We start from the raw sequence: 23235 nt of genomic DNA on the forward strand, positions 1-23235 counted from the left end.
TGTCAGTCCTGGGGTGGGGCGGCCGGGAGGCCGGGCGGGCTGCGGGCCGGGATGATCAGCTGGTGCGGCCCTTGGAGTCGAACTCCTTCATCCGGTCGAGTACGCCGTCCGCGGTCGGGTTCAGCATCTCGTCGACGATCCGGCCGTCGGCGAGGAAGATCACGCGGTCCGCGTACGAGGCCGCCACCGGGTCGTGCGTCACCATGACCACGGTCTGGCCCAGTTCCCGCACGGAGTTCCGCAGGAATCCGAGCACCTCGGCGCCGGAGCGCGAGTCCAGGTTTCCGGTCGGCTCGTCACCGAAGACGATCTCGGGGCGGCTCGCCAGTGCGCGGGCCACGGCGACACGCTGCTGCTGGCCGCCGGAGAGCTCGGTGGGCCGGTGGCTCAGCCGGTCGGAGAGGCCGACCATGCCGATGACCTGCTCCAGCCACTGCTTGTCGGGCTTACGGCCCGCTATGTCCATCGGCAGCGTGATGTTCTCGGCGGCGGTGAGCGTCGGCAGCAGGTTGAACGCCTGGAAGATGAAGCCGATCTTGTCCCGGCGCAGCTGCGTGAGCTGCTTGTCCTTCAGGGTGCCCAGCTCGGTCTCGCCGATCCGTACGGAGCCGGAGCTGAACGAGTCGAGGCCCGCGACGCAGTGCATCAGCGTCGACTTGCCGGATCCCGACGGGCCCATGATCGCGGTGAACTCACCCTGCCGGAAGTCCACGGTGACCCGGTCCAGGGCGACCACCTGGGTCTCGCCCTGTCCGTAGACCTTGGAAAGCTCCGTGGCGCGTGCTGCCACCGCGGTGGCGCGGTGAGCGGTGGTGGTGGTCACGAGTGGGACTCCTGTCGCGGACGTTTACGGGAACGGATTCATCGTCCCGTCCGTTCGGGCCCCACGGATCAGCCCCCGAGCCCGTTCCCGGGGCCCTCTTGAGTCGCATCGGGGCCCTCGCCCGTCCTCCTTTGGTATGACGTCGCCCCTGAGACCGGGGGAGGGACGAAGCAGGGCGGGGGGAGGGCGCGGAAAGAGGCGCGGGCAGGCGAGTTTCCGTCATTCCCGTACGCCGGCCCTTGCGGCCGCCTACCGCGCCCGGCATGTGCCGACGGCCCTTTACGGGCGCTGACGGGCCCTCAAGCGTCAATAAAATAAGACAACATCGGCCAGGCGTTCCGCTGTTCGGGGGAAGCCTCCGGATAGGCTCTGACCCGCGAATTGTGGAGCCGCGCACCTGGCCCGGATGGTGGAACGCAGACACGGCGAGCTTAAACCTCGCTGCCCTCGCGGGCGTGCCGGTTCGAGTCCGGCTCCGGGCACCTTTAGCCGTACGGGCGGGATCTTCGAAAGATCCTCCTCTGGCACTAGGGTGTTCCTTTTGCTTTCCCATTACTCTTGTCCAGAGACCACACACGGTGGCCATGGAGGAGTGAGATGAGGAGCAGCAACCCGGTCTTCTCGCGACGGGGCTTCAGCCGCGACAACGGCTACGCGGGCTTCAACGCGGCACCGCAGGCCGGGGGCCCCGCCGTCGGTGCGACGCAGGGCAACCCTTATGCCCAGGGCGCCACGAACCCGTACGCGACCAACCCGTACGCCCAGCAGGACACGCAGTACGGCGCCCCGCAGGCGCCCGCGCGCACCGACGTCATGACGATCGACGACGTCGTGACCCGTACGGCCATGACGCTCGGCACCGTCGTCGTCGGCGCCACGCTCGCCTGGACGCTGCTGCCGACCACGCCGACCAGTTACGGTCTGGCCGTCGGCGCCGCGCTGGTGGCCTTCGTACTGGCCATCGTCCAGTCGTTCAAGCGCAAGGCGTCTCCTGCGCTGATTCTGGGTTACGCCGCTTTCGAGGGCGTTTTCCTCGGCGTCATCAGCGAGATGTTCAACGAGCGCTGGTCGGGAGCGCCGTTCCAGGCGGTCCTCGGCACGATGGCGGTCGCGGCCGGAACGCTGTTCGCCTACAAGCAGCGCTGGATCCGGGTCACCGCGAGGTATGCCCGTATCGGCATGGCCATCGCCATCGGCTTCATTCTCGTGATGGCGGTCAATCTGCTGCTCGTGGTCTTCGGCGGAGTCGAGGACGGCGGCCTGCGCAGCATGGGTCCGCTCGGCGCGGTCGTCGGCATCATCGCGATCCTGCTCGGCGCATTCTTCCTGACGCTGGACTTCAAGCAGATCGAGGACGGCGTCGCCTACGGTGCTCCGCGTGAGGAGTCCTGGCTGGCGGCGTTCGGTCTGACGATGTCGCTGGTGTGGATCTACCTGGAGATGCTGCGCCTCGTCGCCATCTTCAGCGGCGACGACTAGCAGTCCCAGGCATGAGGAAGGGCCCGTCCGGCGTGTGCCGGGCGGGCCCTTCCGCGTTGCCGACCGCTGTCCGCTAGAGCAGCCGGCGAGCGGCCCGCCTCAAGTCGTACTCGTGGACGATTGCTTTCGCGTGACCGTAGGCGAGGTTGTGTTCGCTCCGGAGCCAGCTCACCTTCTCGTCGAAGCGGAAGAGGGCTGGGCCGTCATCTACGGCGCGGAGCCAGTCGGAGATTTCACGACCGGTGCAGTGGGGGATACGGGAGAGCAGATTTCGATGGGTCTCTTCGGAGAAGACTTGGGACATTCGGCGCCTCCGGACGCATTGCGCGAGTGCTCCTTCACGCCACCGTGCCTGAGCGTTCGCCCGTTGGCAACAGTCCAGGGCGGGCGCGTAGGGTCGCGGCGTGCTCGATACAACGCCTCTGACGGCCGCCGTGGACCGATTCGCCGACCGGCTGCGCGCCGCCCCGCAGAGCCGCCTGCAGCGCGGCGCCGCCGCCGAAGGACTTGCTCTGGCCAGGGAATTGGCCGTACGGGCACAGCGCCTGGAGGAGCCGGAGAGCGAGCCGCGGATCATGCCGGACGCGGGTGCGTTCGCGGTGGCTGATCAATTGTCGGTGGCTGGCCATGATTTGGCTGGGGCATTGCAAACGGCCCCGTCGGAGCAGCAGCTGGACGAGGCCGTGAGTCTGGTGAGAGCCTCGGCGGCGCGGGCGCAGCTCTAGATCGAGGCGATGACCCGGTCGGCGAGGATGTAGACGCTCTCCTCGCCGCAGGCGAAGGTCAGCGCGTACGCGCCGGAGATGCCGGAGCCGCCCAGCAGTATCGGCGTCTCGCCGTCGCGCAGGGCCTCGGCGAGGCGCTCGGCGGTCTCGCGGTGTCCCGGCGTCATACAGAGCGTCGTACCGTCCGTGAAGACGTACACGTCGAGGGTGCCGAGGGGCCCCGGGCGTACGTCGGCGAGCTCGGTGCGGGCGGCCGCGAGCTCTTCGAGGCGGGTCACGGTGCGCTCGTGGTCGGTGACGACCGGCGTCTGGACCGGGACGAAGTCGGGGTGCGAGGGGTGGCGGCGGCGGGCGGCGGCCAGCTCGGGGGAGTCTTCGGGGAACGCGTCGGCCGGCTCCAGGTCGTCGGGACCGTCGGGGCCGTCGAGTGCTTCGAGGGCCTCGTACGCGTCGAGGGCCTCGAGGCCCGCGAAGTCGGCCTGGCGCGGCACGAAGAACGGCGGGCTGTCGTCGCCGAGCCCGGTCAGGCCGCCGAGCAGCGAGGGGGCGTCCGCGGCGTCGCGGGCTTCCTGCGCGGCCCAGAAGGCACGCGCCTCGGCGAGCTCGCGCTCACGTTCTTCGGCGAGTGCTTCGGCGACCGCGGCCCGTATGCCGTCGGCCTCGGCGGCACGGGTCTGCTGGGGGACGGCGGCCCCGGCACGGCCGAACGCGGCGGCCGTCAGCTCGGTGCGCAGGGCGGTGACCTGCCTGCGCAGTCCGTGGACAGCGTGCAGGGCAGCGGCGCCCACGGCCGTGGCAGCGGCCGTGGTCAGCAGCAGGGCAATAGACATGGCGCTCACTGACTTACTCCCGGTTTCATCGATCCCCCGACTTCCTACAGCAGCTTGCCGTGGGCCTGCGCCACCTGTCAGTGCATTACGTCACGAATTGGACAGGTCTTTTGGTTGCGTGTTTAGCCCCCAATGGGCTCTGACCTGGGAATATGCCTCTCCCCCAGGAGATAGATCACATCCTGGGGGAGATTGGGTTACGAACCGGGTGCGACAGGGGGGCGAGAGGTCAGCTGAGGCGCTCGATGACCATCGCCATGCCCTGGCCGCCGCCCACGCACATGGTCTCCAGGCCGAACTGCTTGTCGTGGAACTGGAGGCTGTTGATGAGCGTGCCGGTGATGCGGGCGCCCGTCATGCCGAAGGGGTGGCCGACGGCGATGGCGCCACCGTTGATGTTGACCTTGTCCAGGTCGAGGCCGAGGTCCCGGTAGGACGGGATGACCTGGGCGGCGAAGGCCTCGTTGATCTCGGCGAGGTCGATGTCGCCGACGGTCAGCCCGGCGCGCTTCAGCGCCTGCTTGCTGGCCTCGACGGGGCCGTAGCCCATGATCTCGGGGGACAGGCCGGAGACGCCGGTCGAGACGATCCGCGCGAGCGGCGTCAGGCCGAGCTCGCGCGCCTTGGTGTCGCTCATGATGACGAGCGCGGCGGCGCCGTCGTTCAGCGGGCAGCAGTTGGCGGCGGTGACGCGGCCGTCGGGGCGGAAGACGGGCTTGAGGCCCTGGACGCCTTCGAGGGTGACGCCGGCGCGCGGGCCGTCGTCCTGCGACACGACGGTCCCGTCGGGGGTCGTGACGGGGGTGATCTCGCGCTCCCAGAAGCCGTTCTTGATGGCCTGCTCGGCGAGGTTCTGCGAACGTACGCCGAACTCGTCCATCTCCGCGCGCGTGACGCCCTTGAGGCGGGCGAGGTTCTCGGCGGTCTGCCCCATCGCGATGTACGCGTCCGGGACCAGCCCGTCCTCGCGCGGGTCGTGCCAGTCCGAGCCCTCGCTCTGCGCGACGGCGGCGGTACGGGCCTCCGCGTCGGCGAAGAGCGGGTTGTGGGTGTCGGGCATGCCGTCGGAGCTGCCCTTGACGGAGCGGGACACCATCTCGACACCGGCGGAGATGAAGACGTCGCCCTCGCCGGCCTTGATGGCGTGCAGCGCCATGCGGGAGGTCTGGAGGGAGGAGGAGCAGTAGCGGGTGACCGTACAGCCGGGAAGGTGGTCCATCCCCATCTGTACGGCGATGATCCGCCCCAGGTTGTGCCCCTGCTCGCCGCCGGGGAGGCCGCAGCCGAGCATCAGGTCGTCGATGTCGCGCGGGTCGAGCTCGGGCACCTTGGCGAGGGCGGCCTGAACGATGGTGGCGGTCAGGTCGTCGGGCCGCAGGTCCTTCAGCGAACCCTTGAAGGCGCGACCGATGGGCGAACGGGCGGCAGAGACGATCACGGCTTCGGTCATCACGGCTCCATGAGGGGGCGAGTATGCAGGGCTGTCTGGGAAGTTACCCGCACGTACCGCCGAGGTCACCCGGCATGCCGTGTGACGCGGACCTCTTTTCTAAGCGCCCGCTCATTTCTTTCGTGCGACGCTCGCACGGCTCGGCCCTGGCGGGCCTCTCCGGCTTCGCGCCGCTGCGGCGGACTCCGTCCACCAGGCGCGCAGCCGGGGCGGACTGCTGAGCGCGGGTCCATGTCCCCTGCCCGCCCCCTTCCCGGCTGTGACATTTTGCGGCTGGACACACCCGGAGGGCGTCCGGGGGGCCGGGGGCTTGCCTCCAGTTCGGGAAGGGGCGAGCAGGGGAACTGCGCCGCAGGCAACCCGCACCGCACCCCGCGCGCCCCTCACCCCCGCGCCGCGTCCGGTGTCGCCGGTTCCGTGGGGGTCGGCAGGCGCCGACGGCGGCGGTGTTTCAGGAGGGCCCAGGGGGCCCGGGCCGCCGTGACCTCCGTGCCCGCCTCCGCTGCCGCCTCCGCCGCCGCCTCCGCGACCGGCAGGATGCCCTCGTCGCGCGCAGCGTCCAGGCGGTCCGTCTCCGGCCACAGGCCCAGTGCCGCGCACAGCGTGGGCAGGACGGCCATCGCCGCCGTCGCGTAACCCTCCGCCGAGGGGTGGTAATTGTCCGGGCCGAACAGCTCACGCGGGTTCGCCTGGAACTCCGGGCCCAGCAGGTCGCCCAGCGACACCGTCCGCCCGCCCTGCTCCACCGCGCCGATCGTCTGCGCCGCCGCGAGCTGCCGCGAGACCCGCCGGGCCAGCCACCGCAGCGGCTGGTACACCGGCTCGATCGTGCCCAGGTCGGGGCAGGTCCCGACGACTACTTCCGCCCCCGCCGCACGAAGGCGGCGTACCGCCGAAGCGAGGTACCGGACCGACTGCGTGGCCGGCATCCGGTGCGTGACGTCATTCGCGCCGACCATGATCACGCAGACGTCGGGCCGCCGCGCCGGATCCGTCAGCAGCGCCGTGACCTGGCGCTCCAGGTCGTCGGACTGTGCCCCCGGCTGCGCGACATTGCGCATCTCGACCGGCCGCTCCGACACCGCCGCGAGCCCCGAGGCCAGCAGCGCCCCCGGCGTCTGTCCGGCCCGGCGTACGCCCTGGCCCACCGCCGTCGAGTCGCCGAGCATGGCCAGCCGCAGCGGGGGGTCCGCGGGGCGCCCGGGCCCCGGCGGGGGCATGCCGTAGATCCCGTCCGCCGGTGGCGGAACCGGCGCCCGCCCGCCCCCCACCGACCGCTTCGCCAGCTGGACCTCCGCGAGGAAGATCCCCACCGCCGCCGCACCGACCAGGCCGATGCCGCCGCCTCCGTACGCCGCCCCAGCGGCGATCCGCCGTGCCACCCTCGCTCTCGACACAGTCGCAGCCACCTCCTCGAAGCCTTCGCGCCTCCCGCACAAGTGCTTACTGCCCGGTAGTGGGCGCTCTTCAATCTCGCTCAGAGGTGAACCGACGGTCGTGAGCCGCATACGCTGGCATCACCATCACGGAGACCCCGGAGACCACCGTGCAATTTCACGACTCGATGATCACCCTCGTTGGCAATACCCCGCTTGTGAGGCTGGGCAGCGTGACGGCCGGCATCCAGGCAACAGTCCTGGCCAAGGTCGAGTACTTCAATCCTGGCGGGTCCGTGAAGGACCGGATCGCCCTGCGCATGATCGAGGCGGCGGAGCAGAGTGGCGAGCTCCAGCCCGGCGGCACGATCGTCGAGCCCACCAGTGGAAACACTGGTGTCGGGCTCGCCATAGTGGCGCAGCAGAAGGGTTACAAGTGCATCTTCGTCTGCCCGGACAAGGTGTCCACGGACAAGATCAATGTGCTGCGCGCGTACGGGGCGGAGGTCGTCGTATGCCCCACGGCGGTCGACCCCGAGCACCCCGACTCGTACTACAACGTCTCCGACCGTCTGGTCAGAGAGACGCCGGGCGCCTGGAAGCCCGACCAGTACAGCAACCCGAACAACCCGCGCTCGCACTACGAGACCACCGGTCCCGAGCTGTGGGACCAGACGGACGGGAAGATTACCCACTTCGTCGCCGGCGTCGGCACCGGAGGCACGATCTCCGGCACCGGCCGGTACCTGAAGGAGGTCAGCGGCGGCAAGGTCAAGGTCATCGGGGCCGACCCCGAGGGTTCCGTGTACTCGGGCGGCTCGGGACGGCCGTACCTCGTCGAGGGCGTCGGTGAGGACTTCTGGCCTTCGGCGTACGACCGGACCGTGACGGACGAGATCGTCGCCGTGTCGGACAAGGACTCGTTCCAGATGACGCGCCGCCTCGCCAAGGAAGAGGGCCTGCTGGTCGGCGGCTCCTGCGGCATGGCGGTCGTGGGCGCACTGCGCGTCGCGGAGCGGCTCGGCCCGGACGACGTGGTCGTCGTCCTGCTGCCGGACAGCGGCCGTGGCTACCTGAGCAAGATCTTCAACGACGAGTGGATGGCGGACTACGGCTTCCTCGAGGAGTCGGGCCAGCACGCGAGCGTCGCCGACGTCCTGCAGCACAAGGAGGGCGACATCCCGAAGCTGGTGCACATGCACCCGGAGGAGACGGTCGGCGAGGCGATCGAGGTGATGCGCGAGTACGGCGTGTCGCAGATGCCGGTCGTGAAGCCGGGCGCGGGCCACCCGGACGTCATGGCCGCAGAGGTCATCGGCTCGGTCATCGAACGGGAGCTGCTGGACTCCCTGTTCGCGCAGCGCGCCTCGCTGACCGACCCGCTGGAGAAGCACATGAGCGCGCCGCTGCCGCAAGTCGGCTCGGGCGAGCCGGTGGAGGACCTGATGTCCGTACTGGGCAGTAAGGGGCAGCACGACGCTGCCATCGTGCTGGTCGAGGGCAAGCCGACCGGTGTGGTGAGCAGGCAGGACCTGCTGGCCTTCCTGGCGAAGCCGTAGCGAACCGTGCGAGGCCGTGGCGAACCTCAACGAGGGTGCAGCGACGGCGCAGTGAGGCCGTAGCTTCGCAAAAGTGGTACGAGCGCGACACGTCCGCGCAGCACCGGCTTAACACGCGTCCTGCACATTGGTTGTTGTCGGCGTCAAGGACAACCGGAGCGGCTCCCGGACCTCCATGGACGCCTGGACGCGGAGACCGGCCCTGACCCGGACCGTGTCCCGCGGGGACCGCCGTCGTCCCGCCCCCCGGGCAACCGGGGGTGCGGCGGTCCCCGCGGTATTTTTTTGACACGCCCCGCCCTGGCGGACCTAGGGCGTGTCCGGCGGATCATGCCTGTGCCGCGGGGCGTGGTGCGCACATCTGCGGCGTTGTCGTCACTCGCCGACGCTCCGCGTCGACTCCCTCCTCCGCCTTGCAGCTGCACGCACCACGCCCCGCTCACCAGCACAGAGAAGGAGCCGCACCGCGAAGTCGGCCTGATCCGCCGGACACGCCCTAGTCCTCCCAGTCGGACTTCTCCCGGGTCTGCCGTATCCACGGCCAGCCGCGCGCCGCGTGGACCGCGTTGACGCCGACGATGCCGGCCCAGGCGACGATCAGGCCCTTGAGGTCCGCGTTCACGACACCGATCGCCGACAGCGGGATGGCCAGAACCAGCGAGATCGCACCGAAGCCGAAGCGCTCCCCGAAGGTCGACTCCCCGTTCTGCGCCGGCTTGGTGCTGCCCCTGGCGACGACCATCTGCTGCTCGGCCAGCTGACGGCGCACGCGGCGGTCGACCGTACTGTCGAGGCGCTGGTCGACCTTCTCCAGGAACGATTCGATGAGTGCGGACTCGTAGTCCGGCCCGAGCTCCTTGCGCGCGTGCAAGGTGGCGTCGAGTTCCTTCTTGAGCTCAGGGTCGCGGGCTTCCATGCACCCAATTTACGGAGCGGGCGCGGCGCGTGGCAGTGGGGTTACCCCCCCTTTCTTCCCGGGGGGAAGCCGAAAGGCCGTGCTCCTGGATCAGGTGAGGTTCTTCTCCAGTGCCCGGATGTACTGGTGGATCGAGTGGTCCCGGAGGCCGTCGGCGGCCGGGGCGAAGGGGGCGGCGGTCACGCCCTTGGCCCGGTCGGCCAGCCCGCCCAGCACGGTCATGGACTCGCGGATCTTGCCGCTGGAGTCGATGTACCGCAGGTGGTCGACGTGGGTGTACGCGGGCTCCGGGGGCAACTGAGGCACGATGTCGTTGTTGTTGACGAAGCGGTACATGCGCTGCTTGAAGCCCTTGTTGTACGCGGCGGCAAGCAGCCGGTCGCACGTGCGCGGCTGGCCGAAGGTGTAGACGCCGTCCGCATGCAGCCGCGGCTCCTCCAGATACATCCGCGCCCCGGCGAGCATGGCCAGGGCGCCACCGAGGCTGTGACCGGTGAACCACACGCTCTGCCCGTTGGTACGGAGCTCCGCCAGGGTGTCCTTCACGTCCGGGATGACGGATTCGAGCGCCTCCCCGAAGCCGTAGTGGATGTACCCCGTCTTCCCCGGCCCGGGCCAGGGCGGGGTCGTGGCATCCGAGAGCCAGTCCCGGATCTGCGCCGGCTCCGTACCGCGGAACGCGGTGATGATCATGTGGTCACTGGCCATCGTGAACGCCTGCGTGTCCTGAAGCGGGAACGGCGGCGTGAACCGGGTGTGGTGATGACGCACCCGGTCGAAGCCCCAGCTCCCGGCGCGCTCCTCGATGGCGGTCTCGTTCTTGTAGGCCAGATCCGACGCCTGGGCCAGCCAGTAGGCGTGGGCCAGGCTGTACGAGTCGGCGTGATGGTCGATCGTGGACGGTACGGGCATGGTCGAGTCCTCTCGGAGCAGGGGTCCGGCATCGCTTCATCGGCAGCTGCCACGAGCCGGTGCACCATGTCGTATCCGCCGACGACCTGCCCGAAAGATCTTGGCCCTGTCTTCACCCGGATGCCCAGGTCCCCGTCAGCCCGCCCGTAGTACGCCGATCAGCTCGGCGACCGTGGCCGTCATCGCCCTCCGGCCGACCGAGAGGTACGTACGCGAATCGACCGCCTTCGGATTGGCGGCCAGGTACGTGCGAATCGCCCCGGTCATGGCGATGTTCAGGGCCGTACCGATGTTGACCTTCGCTATTCCTCCGGCGACCGCCGCCGAGAGTTCGCCGTCCGGCACGCCCGAGGAGCCGTGCAGGACCAGCGGCACATCGAGTGCGTCGACCAGCCTCGCCAGCAGCGCGTGGTCCAGTGACGCCGTACGGGACGTCATGGCGTGCGAGCTGCCGATGGCGACGGCCAGCGCGTCGACGCCCGACGCCTCGATGAAGGCCCGCGCCTCCTCGGGGTCCGTGCGGGCCCCGGGTGAGTGCGCGTCCAGGGGCTCCGCGCCGTCCTTGCCGCCGACTTCGCCCAGCTCGGCCTCGATCCACAGGCCGTTGCTGTGCGCCCACGCGGCGGCGGACCGGGTGGCGGCGAGATTCTCCTCGTACGGAAGGTGCGCCGCGTCGAACATCACGGAGCTGAACCCGGCGTCGGCCGCCTGCCGCAGCAGCTCGTCGCTCTTGACGTGGTCCAGGTGGAGCGCGACGGGCACCCCGGCCTCCCGGGCCGCGGCCGCCGCAGCGCGGGCCAGGGGCAGGACCCGCCCGTAGCGGAACTTCACCGCGTTCTCGCTGATCTGCAGGATCACCGGGGCGCCCGCGGCCTCCGCTCCGGCGACGACCGCTTCCGCGTGCTCCAGCGTGATGATGTTGAAGGCCGCCACCGCGTGCCGGTTCGTGGCGGCTTCGGCGACCAGGGCGCCGGTCTCGGCCAGAGGCATCGTCAGGCTCCCGCGAGGATGACGGAACGGGTGAGGTGGCGCGGCCGGTCCGGGTTGAGGCCGCGGGCCGCCGCGACCGCGACCGCGAGGCGCTGCGCCCGTACCAGCTCCGCCAGCGGGTCGAGGCCGCCGGCCACCCACATGGCGCCGGTGGCGTGCACCTCGTCCGCCAGGCCCGAGGGGGCGTCGCCGATCATCCAGGTGGCCGTGCCACGGGTGGAGATGCTGATCGGGCCGTGCCGGTACTCCATGGCCGGGTACGCCTCGGTCCAGGACCGCGCGGCCTCCCGCATCTTGAGCGCGGCCTCGGAGGCAAGCCCGACCGTCCAGCCCCGGCCGAGGAAGGTGAACTGCGAGCAGCCCACCAGCCATTCGGGCAGCGGCTCGGCCAGCGCGTCCCTGGCGTCGTCCACGACGGCCTCCGAGTGCAGGCCGAAGTGAGCGCGCAGCAGGGTGAGGGCGGTGGTGGCGAACCGGGTCTGTACGACGGACTTCTCGTCCGCGAAGTCGAGTACGACCACGTCGTCGGCGGCCGACATCACCGGCGTGTCCGGGTCTGCGGTGATCGCAGTCGTAGGCATCCGCCCGCGCAGTGCCGCGAGGAGTTCGACGACCTCGGTCGTGGTGCCCGAGCGGGTGAGGGCGACGACCCGGTCGTAGCGGCGGCCGGCCGGGAACTCGGAGGCCGCGAAGGCGTCCGTCTCGCCGTGCCCGGAGCTTTCACGCAGCGCTGCCGCGGCCTGGGCCATGAACAGCGAGGTTCCGCAGCCCACGATCGCCACCCGCTCTCCCGCCGCCGGGAGCGTGCCGCTCGGGCTCGCGGCCAGTTCAGCGGCCCGGTTCCAGCACTCCGGCTGGCTCGCCAGCTCGTTCTCGACATGACTCACGCCGTACTCCCACCCTGGGTCTGAATGCTCGTTCCTGCAAGGTATACGCATCTTTCGCGCAACTTCAAGCATCTGGCGGTGCGCTAGTGTCACATCGAACGGTCGAGGAATGGAGCTGCGGATGTCCCGCGACGCCCGCTGGAAAGCACTGCTGGAGCTGCTGGTCGAGCAGGGCCGGCTGGACGTCGAGGAGGCGGCGACGGCGCTCGACGTGTCGGCCGCCACCATCCGGCGCGACTTCGACCAGCTCGCAGAACAGCAGATGCTGGTACGTACCCGGGGCGGGGCGCTCGTTCACGGCGTCTCGTACGAACTCCCCCTGCGCTACAAGACGTCCCGGCGCGCGGCGGAGAAGCGGCGCATCAGCACGGCTGTCGCCGCACTCATCTCACCCGGCGAGGCGGTGGGTTTCACCGGGGGCACCACGACCACCGAGGTCGCCCGCGCCCTTGCCGCGCGCCCCGATCTCGCCACCGGATCGCCCGCCCTCACGGTGGTGACCAATGCGCTCAACATCGCCAATGAGCTGGCCATCCGGCCGCAGTTCAAGATTGTGGTGACGGGCGGGGTCGCGCGCCCGCAGTCGTACGAACTCATCGGCCCGCTCGCGGGCGGAGTCCTCAGCCAGATCACGATGGACACCGCGGTCCTGGGCGTGGGCGCCTTCGACGCGGCTCACGGGGCCACGGCCCACGACGAGGACGAGGCGGCCATCAACCGGCTGCTCTGCGAGCGCGCAGGACGCGTCGTCGTGGCCGCCGACTCCACCAAGCTGGGTCAGCGGGCGTTCGCCCGGATCTGCGCGACGGAACAGGTGGACACGCTGGTCACGGACGCCGCCGTGTCCGACGAGATGGCCGACCGGTTCGCCGAGGCGGGCGTGGAAGTCATCCGCGCCTGATTCCGCGCACGGGGCTGCCCGGCATAACCCCTTCGGGGGCCACGGCTGGCGGGCCGTGGGGGCCTGGCCAAGGATGAATTCGGGCCGGCGGAACTGCAGCCTGCCTCCCCCGCACCGGAAGGACGAAGGCTCAGTATGGAGACGCGATCCGACTTCAGAATGATCCGCTTCAACCAGCGCATCGGCACGCGCACACCTCCCTCCAACTTCGATCCCGGCTCGTCACGGTTCATGGGCGACCAGACGTCGTTGGAGCCGTTCGAGATCGACAGGGACCCCGTGGGGGACGGCTACCTGGTGATCCAGGTCTACGGAGTGGACTTCAACAACCACCGGATTCTCGTCAACGACAGGGACCTGGCCGAGTTCGACATCGCCAGAGGGGCCAGAGGGCAGGTCCTCTGGCAGACCTGGATGGACCCGATCGAACGCGGCATCCTCCGGCAGGGGCGGAACACGATTCAGGTCCAGCACGGCCAGTCGTCGGGCGGTCAGATCGACAATTTCATCGTCCGTAATGTCGTCGTGCACTGGCGCGAGTCCGTCGACGGCGGTTACCAGGGCGGGCGGGACGACGGCAACCACGGTCAGTGGTGACTCCGGAGGCTCCTTGATCCGCTGATCCGGAAGTACGCGTACTTCCCTCTTACGCTCCGCCCCGAGGGGCAGGTTTCCTCCACCACAGCGCCTGTATATGGTCATGCAGGATTCGGGTTGGCTGAATAGATGCCAATGCCCTGAGGTAAAACTGTGGTGGTGGACTTCCTGAGGGGGACGGCATGAACGACAGCCCTGCCGCACGACTGCAGCAGCTCTTCGAAGGGCATCGGCTCACGCCCACCCAGCGGCGCATCGCGCACTGCATGGTGCGCAAGGCCGCCGATGTGCCGTTCCTGTCCAGCGTCGAGCTCGCCGAACTGGCCGGGGTCAGCCAGCCGTCCGTCACCCGCTTCGCCGTCGCGCTCGGCTTCGACGGCTATCCGGCGCTGCGCAAGCACCTGCGCGACGTCGCGCCCGCCGAGGCCGCGGCGCGGGGCGAGGACGCGTACAACGAGTACCAGCAGGCGGTCCAGGCCGAGATCGAGAACCTCCGCCACCTCGCCGAACTGCTCGCCGACCCCAGCCCCGTGGAGGAGGCCGGCCGCATCCTCGCCGCGTCCCGCCCCCTGCCGGTGCTCGGCCTGCGCGCCGCCTCCTCGCAGGCCCGCGGCTTCGCGTACTTCGCCGCCAAGGTGCATCCCGACGTACGCCTCCTCGACGAGGGCGGCACGATGCTCGCCGACCGCATCGACGCCGCGCGCCGGGCGGGAGCCACCGCGCTGCTGTGCTTCGCGCTGCCGCGCCACCCGCGCGAGGTCGTGGAGGCACTGGCGTACGCCCGTACCCAGGGCCTGACTGTTGTCTCCGTCGCCGACTCCGCCTTCGCGCCGGTGGCCAAGCACAGCGACCTGCTGATCCCGGCGGCGGTCGGCACGGGCCTCGCCTTCGACACGGCGTGTGCGCCGATGCTGCTGGGGCGGGTGCTGCTCGAAGCGATGTGCGACGACCTGCCGGACGCGCAGGCGCGGCTGGAGGAGTTCGACGCGAAGGCGGCGGCGCGGGGGTTGTTCGTGGATTAGGCGCGCCGACGTGCCGGGCGGAGTTTTCTCTATTCCCCCACCCCCAGGCAGTCGGTGCTTAGGCGATGGCGAACACGACGTGCCCTGTGGTCAGGTGCCTGTTTGTGATGTGGTGATGCGAGGCCGGAAACGCCGCATCAAGGAAAACTCCTGAAGCCGAGTGTCCGTCAGGGCTGAGTCCGCCGTGGGGAGTCGGCTGCCATCCTCCCCGGTGGGAGGTTCCGTCTCAGACGCCCCGCGTACAGCCTGACCTGCAGCGCCGAGGTTCCAAAAGGGTTGAACTCACTCCGATGAACCGTCGCGCGTAAGCGCGCGCAGTTCCAGCGACTCGGTCAGACCAGGCGCTGGCCGCCGCATGAGGAGGAGCCGCGTCAGGCTGAGTTCGCTGCTCGCCGACCTCCGCCTCGGGACAGGCATCGGTGAAAGCTGGGGAAAACGGAAGCCGGGCGTTAATTGAAATTGCCCGTGTCGCCGGTCGCTTTCATCAGGCATGGCCACAAGTTGTAGGAGTTGTCGGCGACCGACTACATGCACCTTTAATCCTTTTTCGCCCTTTTGTGATGCCGGATTTTGAGGCATAAACGGGGGGCAAGATTGCGCCACCCAATGCGCGACGGTGGACCGGAGAAACTGGATGGCAGCTTCCCCTTGCCTCTCCCTCGTTCGCGCAACCTCCCGATTCCTGCATCAATTAGAACTTCCGGTTAGAACTCTCGTGACGCGAATTTACTGCTTCCGTGGAGTTGCGGTGTGCCGGGAACGGGGCAAAGACGGTTGACGGTAAAAGCGCACGAGGTGTTTGCTTCGTCGAGGTCTACAGGGGGGTGTTGGACTACGAGCGGCCACATGGATGCTCTGTTCATGCAGCCTTCTGAATGACAGGCATGACTGTGTCTACACAACGGGGGAAAGTGCTATTGATCCGAAACTCAAAGGGTTCTATTCGAGGATGTAGCGGACGTGTGGGCCGCCGAAGTAGCCGCGGATGATGTGCGGTTGGCGTTGGCGGCGGTAGAAGAACCTGCGGGTTTCGGCGGCGAGTTGGGCCTGGTCGCGGGCCCGGCTGTGCATCGGCAGACTCCGCTTGAGGTCGGCGTTGACCAGCTCGTCGGGGTTCAACTCGGGCGAGTAGGACGGCAGGAAGTGCAGCTCGATCCGGTCGGGGTGGGCGGCCAGCCAGGCGCGGACCTTGCGGGAGCGGTGGGCGGAGTGTCCGTCCAGGACGAGGTGCACCTTGTGGTCGAAGTGGCCCGCAAGGCGGTCCAGGAAGCGGCACATGACGTCGGCGTCAAAGGTCTCGGTGAACACCATGAAGTGCATCCGGCCCTTCGTGCTGATCGCGGACATCGCGTTCACGGAGAACCTGTTGCCCGTGCGGCGCACGACGGGGGTGCACCCCATGGCGCCCCAGGTGCGGCCGGTGACCTGGTCGGAGCGGATGCCGACCTGGTCGGCGAAGAGCACCTCGCCGCCCTCGGCCTTCGCCTGGATCGCCGGCCAGGTCTCCTCCCGCCAGACACGGACCGCTTCCGCGTCCTGCTCGACGGCCCGCTTGTCCGGCCGCTGAAACGACAGTCCCCACCGGCGCAGGTAGTTGCCCACCCCCTGCTCGGTCAGCCGCATCCGGTACAGCTTCGCGATCAGGTCTCCCACACCGGCACGAGTCCACAGCTGCCCGGCCAGCCCCAGGTCACAGGGCCGGTGATCCAGTACGGCCTGCCGGATCGCCTGCTATTCGACCGTATCGAGAACCTGGTGTTCGCCGACCCGCCGCCCACGTGGCTGGGCCACGAGTGCCTCACGTCCGCCTGCCAGCCACTTCGCCCACCAGTTGTCCACCGCCTTGAGCGAGACCTGGAACACCGCGGCGACATCCTCGCGAGTCCGGCCCGCCACCAACGCGGCCACCGCCCGCAGGCGAAGGGCCTCCTGCGCCGACGGCGACAACTGCCGTGCGTCCCCCACCAGTTCATTCACACAAGGATCAACGACCCAGAACACCTACCGTTTCGGATCAATAATGAGGGTCGCACGTCAATTCAGATCCGGAATTATCGCCGCCATCTGCACTGCCACTGCCGTCGGGTCGGTAACGTTGATCGCTCCGGCAGCACACGCCGAGGAAGGACCCCATGGCGGAATCGTCGGTAATTACACGGGCGGCGACGTTTCCCGCCCGCAGCAGGGCAAGGAGCTGTCCGCGCAGGCCAAGGAGAAAATCGCGCTGACCGACGCGTGGTTCAGTGCCCACGAGGGCCGCAGCAGCAAGGCGGAGTACGCCGAGCGGGAGAAGGCGTTCCTTCAAAAATATGGGCTGGACAAGCAGGATGCAGCCCAGCTCAGCGCCGCTTCACCCTATGCCGCCACCGCGGCCCCCAGTAGTCGCACGCTGTCGCTGAGGCACTACGGCCAGGCAACAGGCTACTTCTGCGGGCCGGCGACCGCAGCCATGATGATCAAGAGCGTGAACGGGTCGATCAGGAGCCGCTACAACAACAACGCCTTCAGCCAGCAGAACCTGGCGAACAGCGCCCACATGAACACCGCGAACGCGCGCGTGACCGACTGGGGAACCAAGAAGTTCGTCACGGGTATCAACCGGTGGCGGGGGCAGAACTGGTACGTGCAGGTCCCTTCGCCGACACCCACGAACGCCGTGAAGACGATGCTCCACAGCATCGGCGGCAACGGTATGCCGATCGCTGCGGACACCGTCGAGTTTGCGAACGGGCGGCACTACAACGGCCATCCGGTCAACAAGACGATCGGTCACTGGATAACCGCCTACGGCTACACCTCCAACGGCTCAAGCAGTAAGTGGGCAGATCCCTCGACAACGGTGTGGAGCGGCGTGAGCAAGACGTTCGCGTACAACACCCGCAACTTCACAAGCTACTTCCTCCAGTCGAACGGATACGCCTACTAACATGCGAGTCAGCCCGGCGCTGCCCATTGTGATCCTGCTCGTCGGGCTGACCGCCTGTACCAGTGAGAAAAGTCCGCGCCCGCCGGCGGGGGCCACCCCCTCAGCCCGGCCCACCGCGTCTACGGCAACGAAGCCTGCGGCAGGGAGATCGTTCACCCTGACATCCGAGATCGGCACAGACACTGCTCGGTCGGCGAGCGCGGGCCGACAGTACGACCCGCGCTACGCACCTAAGGCCAACCTGGGTGCGGGCCTCACGACGAACATCCTGGACATCACCGCATCTGGCCGGCTGGTGGCCGCCGCCAACTCAGAACCGAAGAGCACTGACGGTGTAGTCCGCATCGGCCAGAGCCGAGTTGGCCTCCAGGGTGCGACATCCTTCTCCCCCTTCCCCGCCGCCAAGAACGGCACGTGCCGCAACACTCCCCGCCAGGCCGTCTACGCCGACGAACGCGACGGAACCGTTGCCTGGGTCGAGTCCGCCAGCACAAATCTGTACGCCTTCGACTGGTGCGTCTTTGCCTACGATCCAGGCACCAAGACCACCACCCTCTTGGGAGACTCCGCCTCTGTCAGCGGCAGGCAGCAGGGGATGCCAGAACCGTCAGGCAGTGCCGCTGTGTCTCTCGGCCGCTCCAAGGCTTTCTGGGCCACCACCTACCAGACCTCGGGCAAACGGAAGTTCGGAGTCAAGGTGGTGGCGCGGGAGTTGACCGGCGATTCGGGCCTGGAAACAGCTGTTGACCACGCCAAGCTGCCCCGGGCGGCGGGTGACACGCTCTTCTATGTCCGCTCGGCGGACATCGCTCCCGGCTTCCCCAAGGACCGCTTCGAGATCCGGAAGAGGGAGGCGAACGGGACCGACAGGCTCGTCGCAGGCGGTCCACTCACCGCAGGCCAGGAGGTTTCCACGCTCTCTGTGAAGACCTCACGCGTGAGCTGGGTCATCGCCAACCCCGAACAGGCAAACTCGAAACTCTACTCGCTCGACTTGAGGACCAACAACGCCGTCACGTTCAAACTCGGCCATGCCGGGCCCTCCACGATGTTCCTGCGCTCCACCGACGATCACCTCGTGTGGGGCAACGGCAGCGCCGCCGGGGACGCAGGCCAGTACGTGTACGAGTTCGAGTCCGGGAAGCTGTGGCGAGTCGGCGCCGAGGAAGGCTTCAGCGTCATCTACGCAAAGGGCGACCGCCTCGCCTGGGCCAACATCCCAGGTAACTCCCACAATGCGAAGGCCTCCTACGAGGTCGCAGACTGGAAGTAACAGGACACCACACCGTGGCCTTCCTGTCGGCGTCCTCCCCGTGCGTGTGTACGCCGACCGGAGCCGTGACCCGGTTCCGCCACCCCTGGCTCGCTCCCTCAATGCGTGACGGCTGCAGTGGTCACAACCGCCCCGGCACCATGCCGGACAAGCATCAAGACGGGACAGTCACCCGCACCGCCGTTGTCACCCAGAGTCAGAGAGCGTCAGACGAGGACGACGCCGAGGATGTTTGATCCTCTTCACGCACCCGCGTCGGCTGGCTTCTGTGGTCGCGGCCCTGACTGGCTCAAAAAGATCGAGTCAGGCGATCGGCCGCTCCGTTCCCACGGCCTTCTGATGCGACTGGCCGCAGCCCTTCAGGTCTCGGACTTGTCGATCATCACCGGCGGCTCCTCGCAGGTGACGCAGCCCGTGCCGCTCGGTCGGCTCAACCACCCTGCCATGCCTGGCATTTGGTCTGCCGTCATGGGCCGCAGCCTGTCCGTCAACCGTCCGGAACCAATGGCCATCGCATCTCTCCAGGGACGCGTCGATCAGACCTGGAAGCCGTGGCACACGTCGAAGCACAACCGTACGGAGGTGGGAGCCCTCCTCCCGGATCTGATCCGCGACGCCGAGGCCGCCGCCCGCACGCTTGAAGGAGACGAACGCCGCGCCGCCCTGGTCACCCTCGCCGACGTCTACCGCCTCACCGGGCAAGCCACCGCGTACGTGGCGCCGGCCGAGCTCGCGTGGGTGGTTGCTGACCGGGCACTGGCTGCAGCGCAGCAGGCGGACCAGCCCGCCGCCATTGCGGCCGCCGCCTGGAACATGGGCAACATCCTCCGCGAAACGGACTATCCCGAAGAGGCGCTCAGTGTGGTCATGGACGCGGCGGCCCTGATACGGCCACACCTCGACGCCGCTCCGAACGACTGGCGCGGTATCTACGGCGCCCTGCAGCTGCACGCCGCCGTCACCTGCGCGCGCGACGGCCGAGAGGGTGACGCTTGGCGGTACTGGGATGCGGGCGACCAGGTCGCGAAGTCCCTGCCGTCCGCGTACGTCCATCCCTCAACAGTCTTCGGCCGCGCCAACGTCGACTTCCACGCGATCTCGGTGGCCGGATCTGCGCGCGTCCGGCAAAGCACTGGCCCTCGCTGACGATCTCGACCCGGACATCATGCCGTCGACAGAGCGCCGCGCCCGGCTGTGGGTCGAGGTCGCCCGCGGCCATCTCCAGCGCGGTGACCGCACCGCTGCCCTGCACGTAATGGAGATCGCTCACAAGATCGGCGAGGAGACAGTGGCCTACACCCCGTCGGCGAGGACGGTGGCGGCCGAGCTTTGGAGGACAGCTCCTCGCGCGCTGCGCCCTGCGGCTGGCCAACTGGCCGAGAAGGTCGGCATCAGAGCCGCCGTGTAGGGGGACCGTTGGGGGCAGGGGGACAGGATGTCCCCCTACCCAGGCGGATACGGCTCTACGGTGACGGTCCATCAAAGGCCACCGATCGAGGCCGTATGACCGTCCAAGCCTGGCACGCATCCCCGCGCCGAGCCGCAACCGCGATAAGTGATAGCGGAACGGGGGAGGTTCGGCTACCGCTTGCCCTATTTCGCCTCAACCAGCCGCAAGGTGACGTCGACCTTGTCCGCTCCCGCGTCGAAGCGCGCGATCTACACGCGACGTTGACGCGATTGCTCGACAGTCTTCCGAGCGCCATCACCCCCGGGGCAACCTCACGCCTCCTGCTGGGGGGCCGACCGTGAGCACGGAAGAGGTAAGAACGCATGTCGCCGACTGGCTTGCCTGCACACTGCCCTCGCCAGAGGAAGCTCAGTCGGAGTGGGACACCGGCGCCCCCGCGATGCTTCGGGTGGGCGGCCTGTTCGACGCCGTGTGCATTCCTTCCGACGTGGTGCGCGCCGCAGCACGTAGCAACGGCTGGGCAGTGATCGATGGATTCCTCGGAGAGGTCCTCGACGGCCCGGTTATCCATGATCCGCACCGCTGGTTCTACGCACTGGTGCCGCCAAGAACTACAGAGGCGTGGCGCTCGCCTTTCGCCAGGTGCCTAGGGGGTGGGGCGTGGCTCGGCGTACCGCGTACAGACCGCACCACGCTGGAGACGAGCGACCCGTATTGGTCGGTCCCCCTGAAGAGCGCGGGCGATCTGTGCTCACCTCATGCCGTGTCCGAGCTGATCGACCTCGGCCACCGGCGACTCGTCGAGGGGGCGCGGTGACCGCCAAGGCGATCATTCGAGCCGCGGACCGGACCCTCGGCGGCAATACGGAGGACGGAGCACGCAGCAGCCGTTGCACGACGTCGAGTGCACGACGTGCGGGGAGAGCCCGGCTTGAGTCTGATTGGTCGTTGCCGGGTGCTGAGCGGTGCAGCCCCTTTCCCGCAAGTCGCATGAACGGGCTGATGCGACTTGCGGGCGGCCCTCGCTTCTCGGTAGAGAACGCGCAGACACTGAGCCTTTTCGAACCTCACGTTGAGGCGTGATGAAGGGTGAGGGCGGCCTTCACGAAGTCGGTGAAACGTGACTTCGTCACGACAACCACCCCTGCAGAGCTATCCGCACCCCGCCCCACCCAGCCGCAAGTGACCTACGTCTCACCACTCTGGGTAATGTTTGCCATTTAGTCGCGCTTTATGAAATTATACCCTCTTCGCCCTCATGCTCTGGCGTTGCGATGCCGACGAGGGTGGTTTCTTCCACCGGCTACCCCTGACCTTAAACGGCGTAGCCTTCACCAACTTCCAATAGGGGGATGAGGCACAATCATGGCCACGTATAGCTCTTTCGAAGGAATGCGTAAGTGGTTCGCCATCGGGATGGCGGCAATTATTGCAGCGGGGGGACTTGCTATTTTTGGTGCTGGCCAGGCTTCAGCAGCAGCTAAGGGTTGGTCGTGCAGCCTGGATCAGTCCATAGCCAGGAAGAAGGTCACATCCAAGTGCGTGGCCCTCCCTGGGCCCGGCATGGATCGAAGCAAGACGCGGCACCGTGCGGCTGCGTACTGTGCCATGGAGCGGGGCCAAGGGAACACCCACACCATCAACGTGTGGCTGCACGGGCCTTGGAAGCCCTTTGGTCAGAGCTCATCTGTAACCTGCCCGCTCAAGTCCTTCCTGATCATCGGGAAGACTAATCTAAAGTAATAGCGACCCCCGCCCGATAGGGGAATTACAATGGCCGCAACACAACAAATGCGATGAGGCATTCTCGCTGTTGCGGCTATTTTGATAGCTTCAATCCTGGCGGGATTCGACATCGGCAACGGCATCTAGGCCCTCCCTTGCCCCGTGATCACATTGCGGGGCCTTGTGATTACCTCCTGAAGCCGGGGCGGCAAGGGCTCGTGGTGCCGACTTGCAGACTAAGGGAATGGAAGTTCCCTGGTTGAACTCAGGTCGACGCGCATCATGGGTTGCACCGCCACCAAGTAAAGACCGTCACTGGTGTCAGTGAACTCTTTCGCCCTTGCGAGACAGGACGAAAGAGTTCGCTGAGCCTTTTCGAACCTCACGTTGAGGCGTGGTGAAGGGTGAGGACGGCCTTCACGAAGTCGGTGATGTGGTTGGTGCTGCAGCGGAGCTTTCGAAGGAGCCGCCAGCCCTTCAGCGTGGCCATGGCCTGCTCGCCGAGGCAGCCGATCTTGGCATGGGTGCTGTTGTGCCTGCACTGCCATCGCTTGAGCTGACGGCCGCGAAAGGGCACCCGGATGGAGCCGTCGGCGCCCTGATACGCCTTGTCAGCCCAGCACTTGAGGTCGGCCTCGGCGAGTGCGTCGACGATGCCGTGGGTTCGGGCGGCGGTCAGGTCGTGAGCGGACCCGGGCAGTCAGGTGCTGGGTGAGGTGGAGCAGGTGGGCGCTGGACAGATCGATCGCCGATGGGTAGACAAGCACACGAAGCTCCTGGTCGAGCGCCGGTGATCTTGGTCGTGAACCCGTCTACCAGGGGCTTCATCAGTTCGTACAGCCCACCAACCACCCGACCGCGCCGTCAGGTTGGAAAGGGCTGTGTGCCACGAACAGAAGGAGGGGCTCGATGTAGGGGAGTCACTTCGACTGATGCTGTGCAGGAGATGAAGGAATGGCCCTTCGAAGTCGCCCTGCGGGGGGAGGCTTCAAACCGCCACATGCTGCGAAAGTGGTGACGTGATCGTGGTGAGCGATGTGGAAAAGGCACTCTTCGAAGTGTCAGGTGGGGATCAGGAAGACGAGCGTGAGCGAACCGCTGACGACGTGTCGTTATCCAATTGAAGTGACATCAAAACCGGGGTGCCAGCTTTTATCCCGGGAGGAGCCTGGCGGGTGCCCGCCTATTGGCCAGGCGGTGTCCGGCATGGAGGTGGCGTGAGCCTGATCTGCCGCTCTTGCACGGAACGTGGGAAGGCACGCTTCGAAACGGTCGTTCGTCGAGGGCGACGAGAGGGAGCGCCCCGAGCGGCTGAACCGTGAGGGGTTGAGTACCGATGCGAGGCGTGCTGGCGGACCGGTCCGTAGTAGTGCTGAAGCCCCTGTAATGGGGGTGGAGCGAAGGGGCCGGGCAATGCCGTTGCTTGAGGTCCT

Annotated in this window: 20 protein-coding genes, 1 tRNA gene and 2 pseudogenes; 12 read left to right on the forward strand and 11 right to left on the reverse strand. The window is 67.9% G+C overall.

Annotation, left to right across the window (positions count from 1 at the left end; all coding sequences use genetic code 11):
- Positions 1–55 precede the first annotated feature (55 nt).
- Entirely contained in the window at positions 56–823 is a 768-nt protein-coding gene (locus J7I98_RS06820) for an ABC transporter ATP-binding protein (protein WP_214919655.1), read from the reverse strand.
- Positions 824–1223: 400 nt separating this feature from the next.
- On the opposite strand from J7I98_RS06820, the gene J7I98_RS06825 reads away from it, so the two are divergent.
- Both J7I98_RS06825 and J7I98_RS06830 read left to right on the forward strand, forming a co-directional pair.
- Positions 1224–1305 (forward strand) — tRNA-Leu (locus tag J7I98_RS06825).
- Positions 1306–1420: 115 nt separating this feature from the next.
- Complete coding sequence (locus J7I98_RS06830) at positions 1421–2302, forward strand: Bax inhibitor-1/YccA family protein (protein ID WP_214919656.1); 882 nt, start codon at positions 1421–1423, stop codon at positions 2300–2302.
- A gap of 73 nt (positions 2303–2375) precedes the next feature.
- Here J7I98_RS06830 and J7I98_RS06835 read toward each other — a convergent pair whose 3' ends face one another.
- The gene (locus tag J7I98_RS06835) at positions 2376–2606 is read right to left on the reverse strand and encodes a DUF4287 domain-containing protein (protein WP_214919657.1); all 231 of its coding nucleotides are present in this window, start codon (positions 2604–2606) and stop codon (positions 2376–2378) included.
- 100 nt (positions 2607–2706) lie between these two features.
- On the opposite strand from J7I98_RS06835, the gene J7I98_RS06840 reads away from it, so the two are divergent.
- Positions 2707–3027 (forward strand): hypothetical protein, encoded by a 321-nt coding sequence (locus tag J7I98_RS06840; protein ID WP_214919658.1) that lies wholly within the window; start codon positions 2707–2709, stop codon positions 3025–3027.
- On the opposite strand, the gene J7I98_RS06845 is transcribed toward J7I98_RS06840, so the two are convergent.
- The 3 genes from J7I98_RS06845 to J7I98_RS06855 all read right to left on the reverse strand — a co-directional run bounded on the left by J7I98_RS06845 (position 3024) and on the right by J7I98_RS06855 (position 6689).
- Positions 3024–3857 carry a hypothetical protein gene (locus tag J7I98_RS06845; RefSeq protein WP_251020199.1) on the reverse strand — a complete coding sequence of 278 codons (834 nt, stop codon included), beginning with the start codon at positions 3855–3857 and terminating at the stop codon, positions 3024–3026. The two genes, J7I98_RS06840 and J7I98_RS06845, sit on opposite strands and share 4 nt — an antisense overlap.
- Positions 3858–4086: 229 nt before the next feature.
- Positions 4087–5307 (reverse strand): acetyl-CoA C-acetyltransferase, encoded by a 1221-nt coding sequence (locus J7I98_RS06850; protein WP_214919659.1) that lies wholly within the window; start codon positions 5305–5307, stop codon positions 4087–4089.
- Between the two features lie 383 nt (positions 5308–5690).
- Positions 5691–6689: an SGNH/GDSL hydrolase family protein gene (locus tag J7I98_RS06855; RefSeq protein WP_214919703.1), complete on the reverse strand. Its 999-nt coding sequence runs from the start codon at positions 6687–6689 to the stop codon at positions 5691–5693.
- A 164-nt stretch (positions 6690–6853) separates the two neighbouring features.
- Between J7I98_RS06855 and J7I98_RS06860 the strand changes: the two genes are divergently transcribed.
- Entirely contained in the window at positions 6854–8242 is a 1389-nt protein-coding gene (locus J7I98_RS06860; RefSeq protein ID WP_214919660.1) for a cystathionine beta-synthase, read from the forward strand.
- 496 nt (positions 8243–8738) lie between these two features.
- Here J7I98_RS06860 and J7I98_RS06865 read toward each other — a convergent pair whose 3' ends face one another.
- The 4 genes from J7I98_RS06865 to J7I98_RS06880 all read right to left on the reverse strand — a co-directional run bounded on the left by J7I98_RS06865 (position 8739) and on the right by J7I98_RS06880 (position 11947).
- Positions 8739–9158: a hypothetical protein gene (locus J7I98_RS06865; protein ID WP_214919661.1), complete on the reverse strand. Its 420-nt coding sequence runs from the start codon at positions 9156–9158 to the stop codon at positions 8739–8741.
- 90 nt (positions 9159–9248) lie between these two features.
- Positions 9249–10070: a lipase family protein gene (locus J7I98_RS06870; RefSeq protein WP_214919662.1), complete on the reverse strand. Its 822-nt coding sequence runs from the start codon at positions 10068–10070 to the stop codon at positions 9249–9251.
- A 135-nt stretch (positions 10071–10205) separates the two neighbouring features.
- Positions 10206–11060 (reverse strand): class II fructose-bisphosphate aldolase, encoded by an 855-nt coding sequence (locus tag J7I98_RS06875; protein WP_214919663.1) that lies wholly within the window; start codon positions 11058–11060, stop codon positions 10206–10208.
- Between the two features lie 2 nt (positions 11061–11062).
- Complete coding sequence (locus J7I98_RS06880) at positions 11063–11947, reverse strand: SIS domain-containing protein (protein WP_214919664.1); 885 nt, start codon at positions 11945–11947, stop codon at positions 11063–11065.
- A gap of 121 nt (positions 11948–12068) precedes the next feature.
- Between J7I98_RS06880 and J7I98_RS06885 the strand changes: the two genes are divergently transcribed.
- The 3 genes from J7I98_RS06885 to J7I98_RS06895 all read left to right on the forward strand — a co-directional run bounded on the left by J7I98_RS06885 (position 12069) and on the right by J7I98_RS06895 (position 14467).
- On the forward strand, positions 12069–12848 hold the full coding sequence (locus tag J7I98_RS06885) for a DeoR/GlpR family DNA-binding transcription regulator (RefSeq protein ID WP_214919665.1): 780 nt from the start codon (positions 12069–12071) through the stop codon (positions 12846–12848).
- A 135-nt stretch (positions 12849–12983) separates the two neighbouring features.
- On the forward strand, positions 12984–13445 hold the full coding sequence (locus J7I98_RS06890; protein WP_214919666.1) for a hypothetical protein: 462 nt from the start codon (positions 12984–12986) through the stop codon (positions 13443–13445).
- 182 nt (positions 13446–13627) lie between these two features.
- A complete protein-coding gene (locus J7I98_RS06895; protein WP_214919667.1) occupies positions 13628–14467 on the forward strand; it encodes a MurR/RpiR family transcriptional regulator in 840 nt (279 codons plus the stop codon).
- Between the two features lie 939 nt (positions 14468–15406).
- Here the strand turns inward: J7I98_RS06895 and J7I98_RS06900 are convergent.
- Positions 15407–16432 (reverse strand): annotated as a pseudogene (locus tag J7I98_RS06900) (IS630 family transposase).
- A gap of 130 nt (positions 16433–16562) precedes the next feature.
- Here J7I98_RS06900 and J7I98_RS06905 point away from each other — a divergent pair.
- From J7I98_RS06905 to J7I98_RS06920, 5 genes are all read left to right on the forward strand, one after another.
- A complete protein-coding gene (locus J7I98_RS06905; RefSeq protein ID WP_214919668.1) occupies positions 16563–17393 on the forward strand; it encodes a C39 family peptidase in 831 nt (276 codons plus the stop codon).
- Position 17394: 1 nt separating this feature from the next.
- Positions 17395–18666: a hypothetical protein gene (locus J7I98_RS06910; protein ID WP_214919669.1), complete on the forward strand. Its 1272-nt coding sequence runs from the start codon at positions 17395–17397 to the stop codon at positions 18664–18666.
- Positions 18667–19170: 504 nt separating this feature from the next.
- A complete protein-coding gene (locus tag J7I98_RS40800) occupies positions 19171–19812 on the forward strand; it encodes a hypothetical protein (RefSeq protein WP_251020202.1) in 642 nt (213 codons plus the stop codon).
- A gap of 19 nt (positions 19813–19831) precedes the next feature.
- The gene (locus J7I98_RS40805) at positions 19832–20074 is read left to right on the forward strand and encodes a hypothetical protein (protein WP_251020203.1); all 243 of its coding nucleotides are present in this window, start codon (positions 19832–19834) and stop codon (positions 20072–20074) included.
- Between the two features lie 340 nt (positions 20075–20414).
- Entirely contained in the window at positions 20415–20894 is a 480-nt protein-coding gene (locus J7I98_RS06920) for a hypothetical protein (protein ID WP_214919670.1), read from the forward strand.
- A gap of 1290 nt (positions 20895–22184) precedes the next feature.
- Here the strand turns inward: J7I98_RS06920 and J7I98_RS06925 are convergent.
- Positions 22185–22502, reverse strand: a pseudogene (locus J7I98_RS06925) (transposase family protein); the annotation flags it as partial.
- Between the last annotated feature and the right edge of the window lie 733 nt (positions 22503–23235).

It is taken from the genome of Streptomyces sp. ISL-98 (assembly GCF_018614055.1).
GTDB lineage: Bacteria > Actinomycetota > Actinomycetes > Streptomycetales > Streptomycetaceae > Streptomyces > Streptomyces spiramyceticus.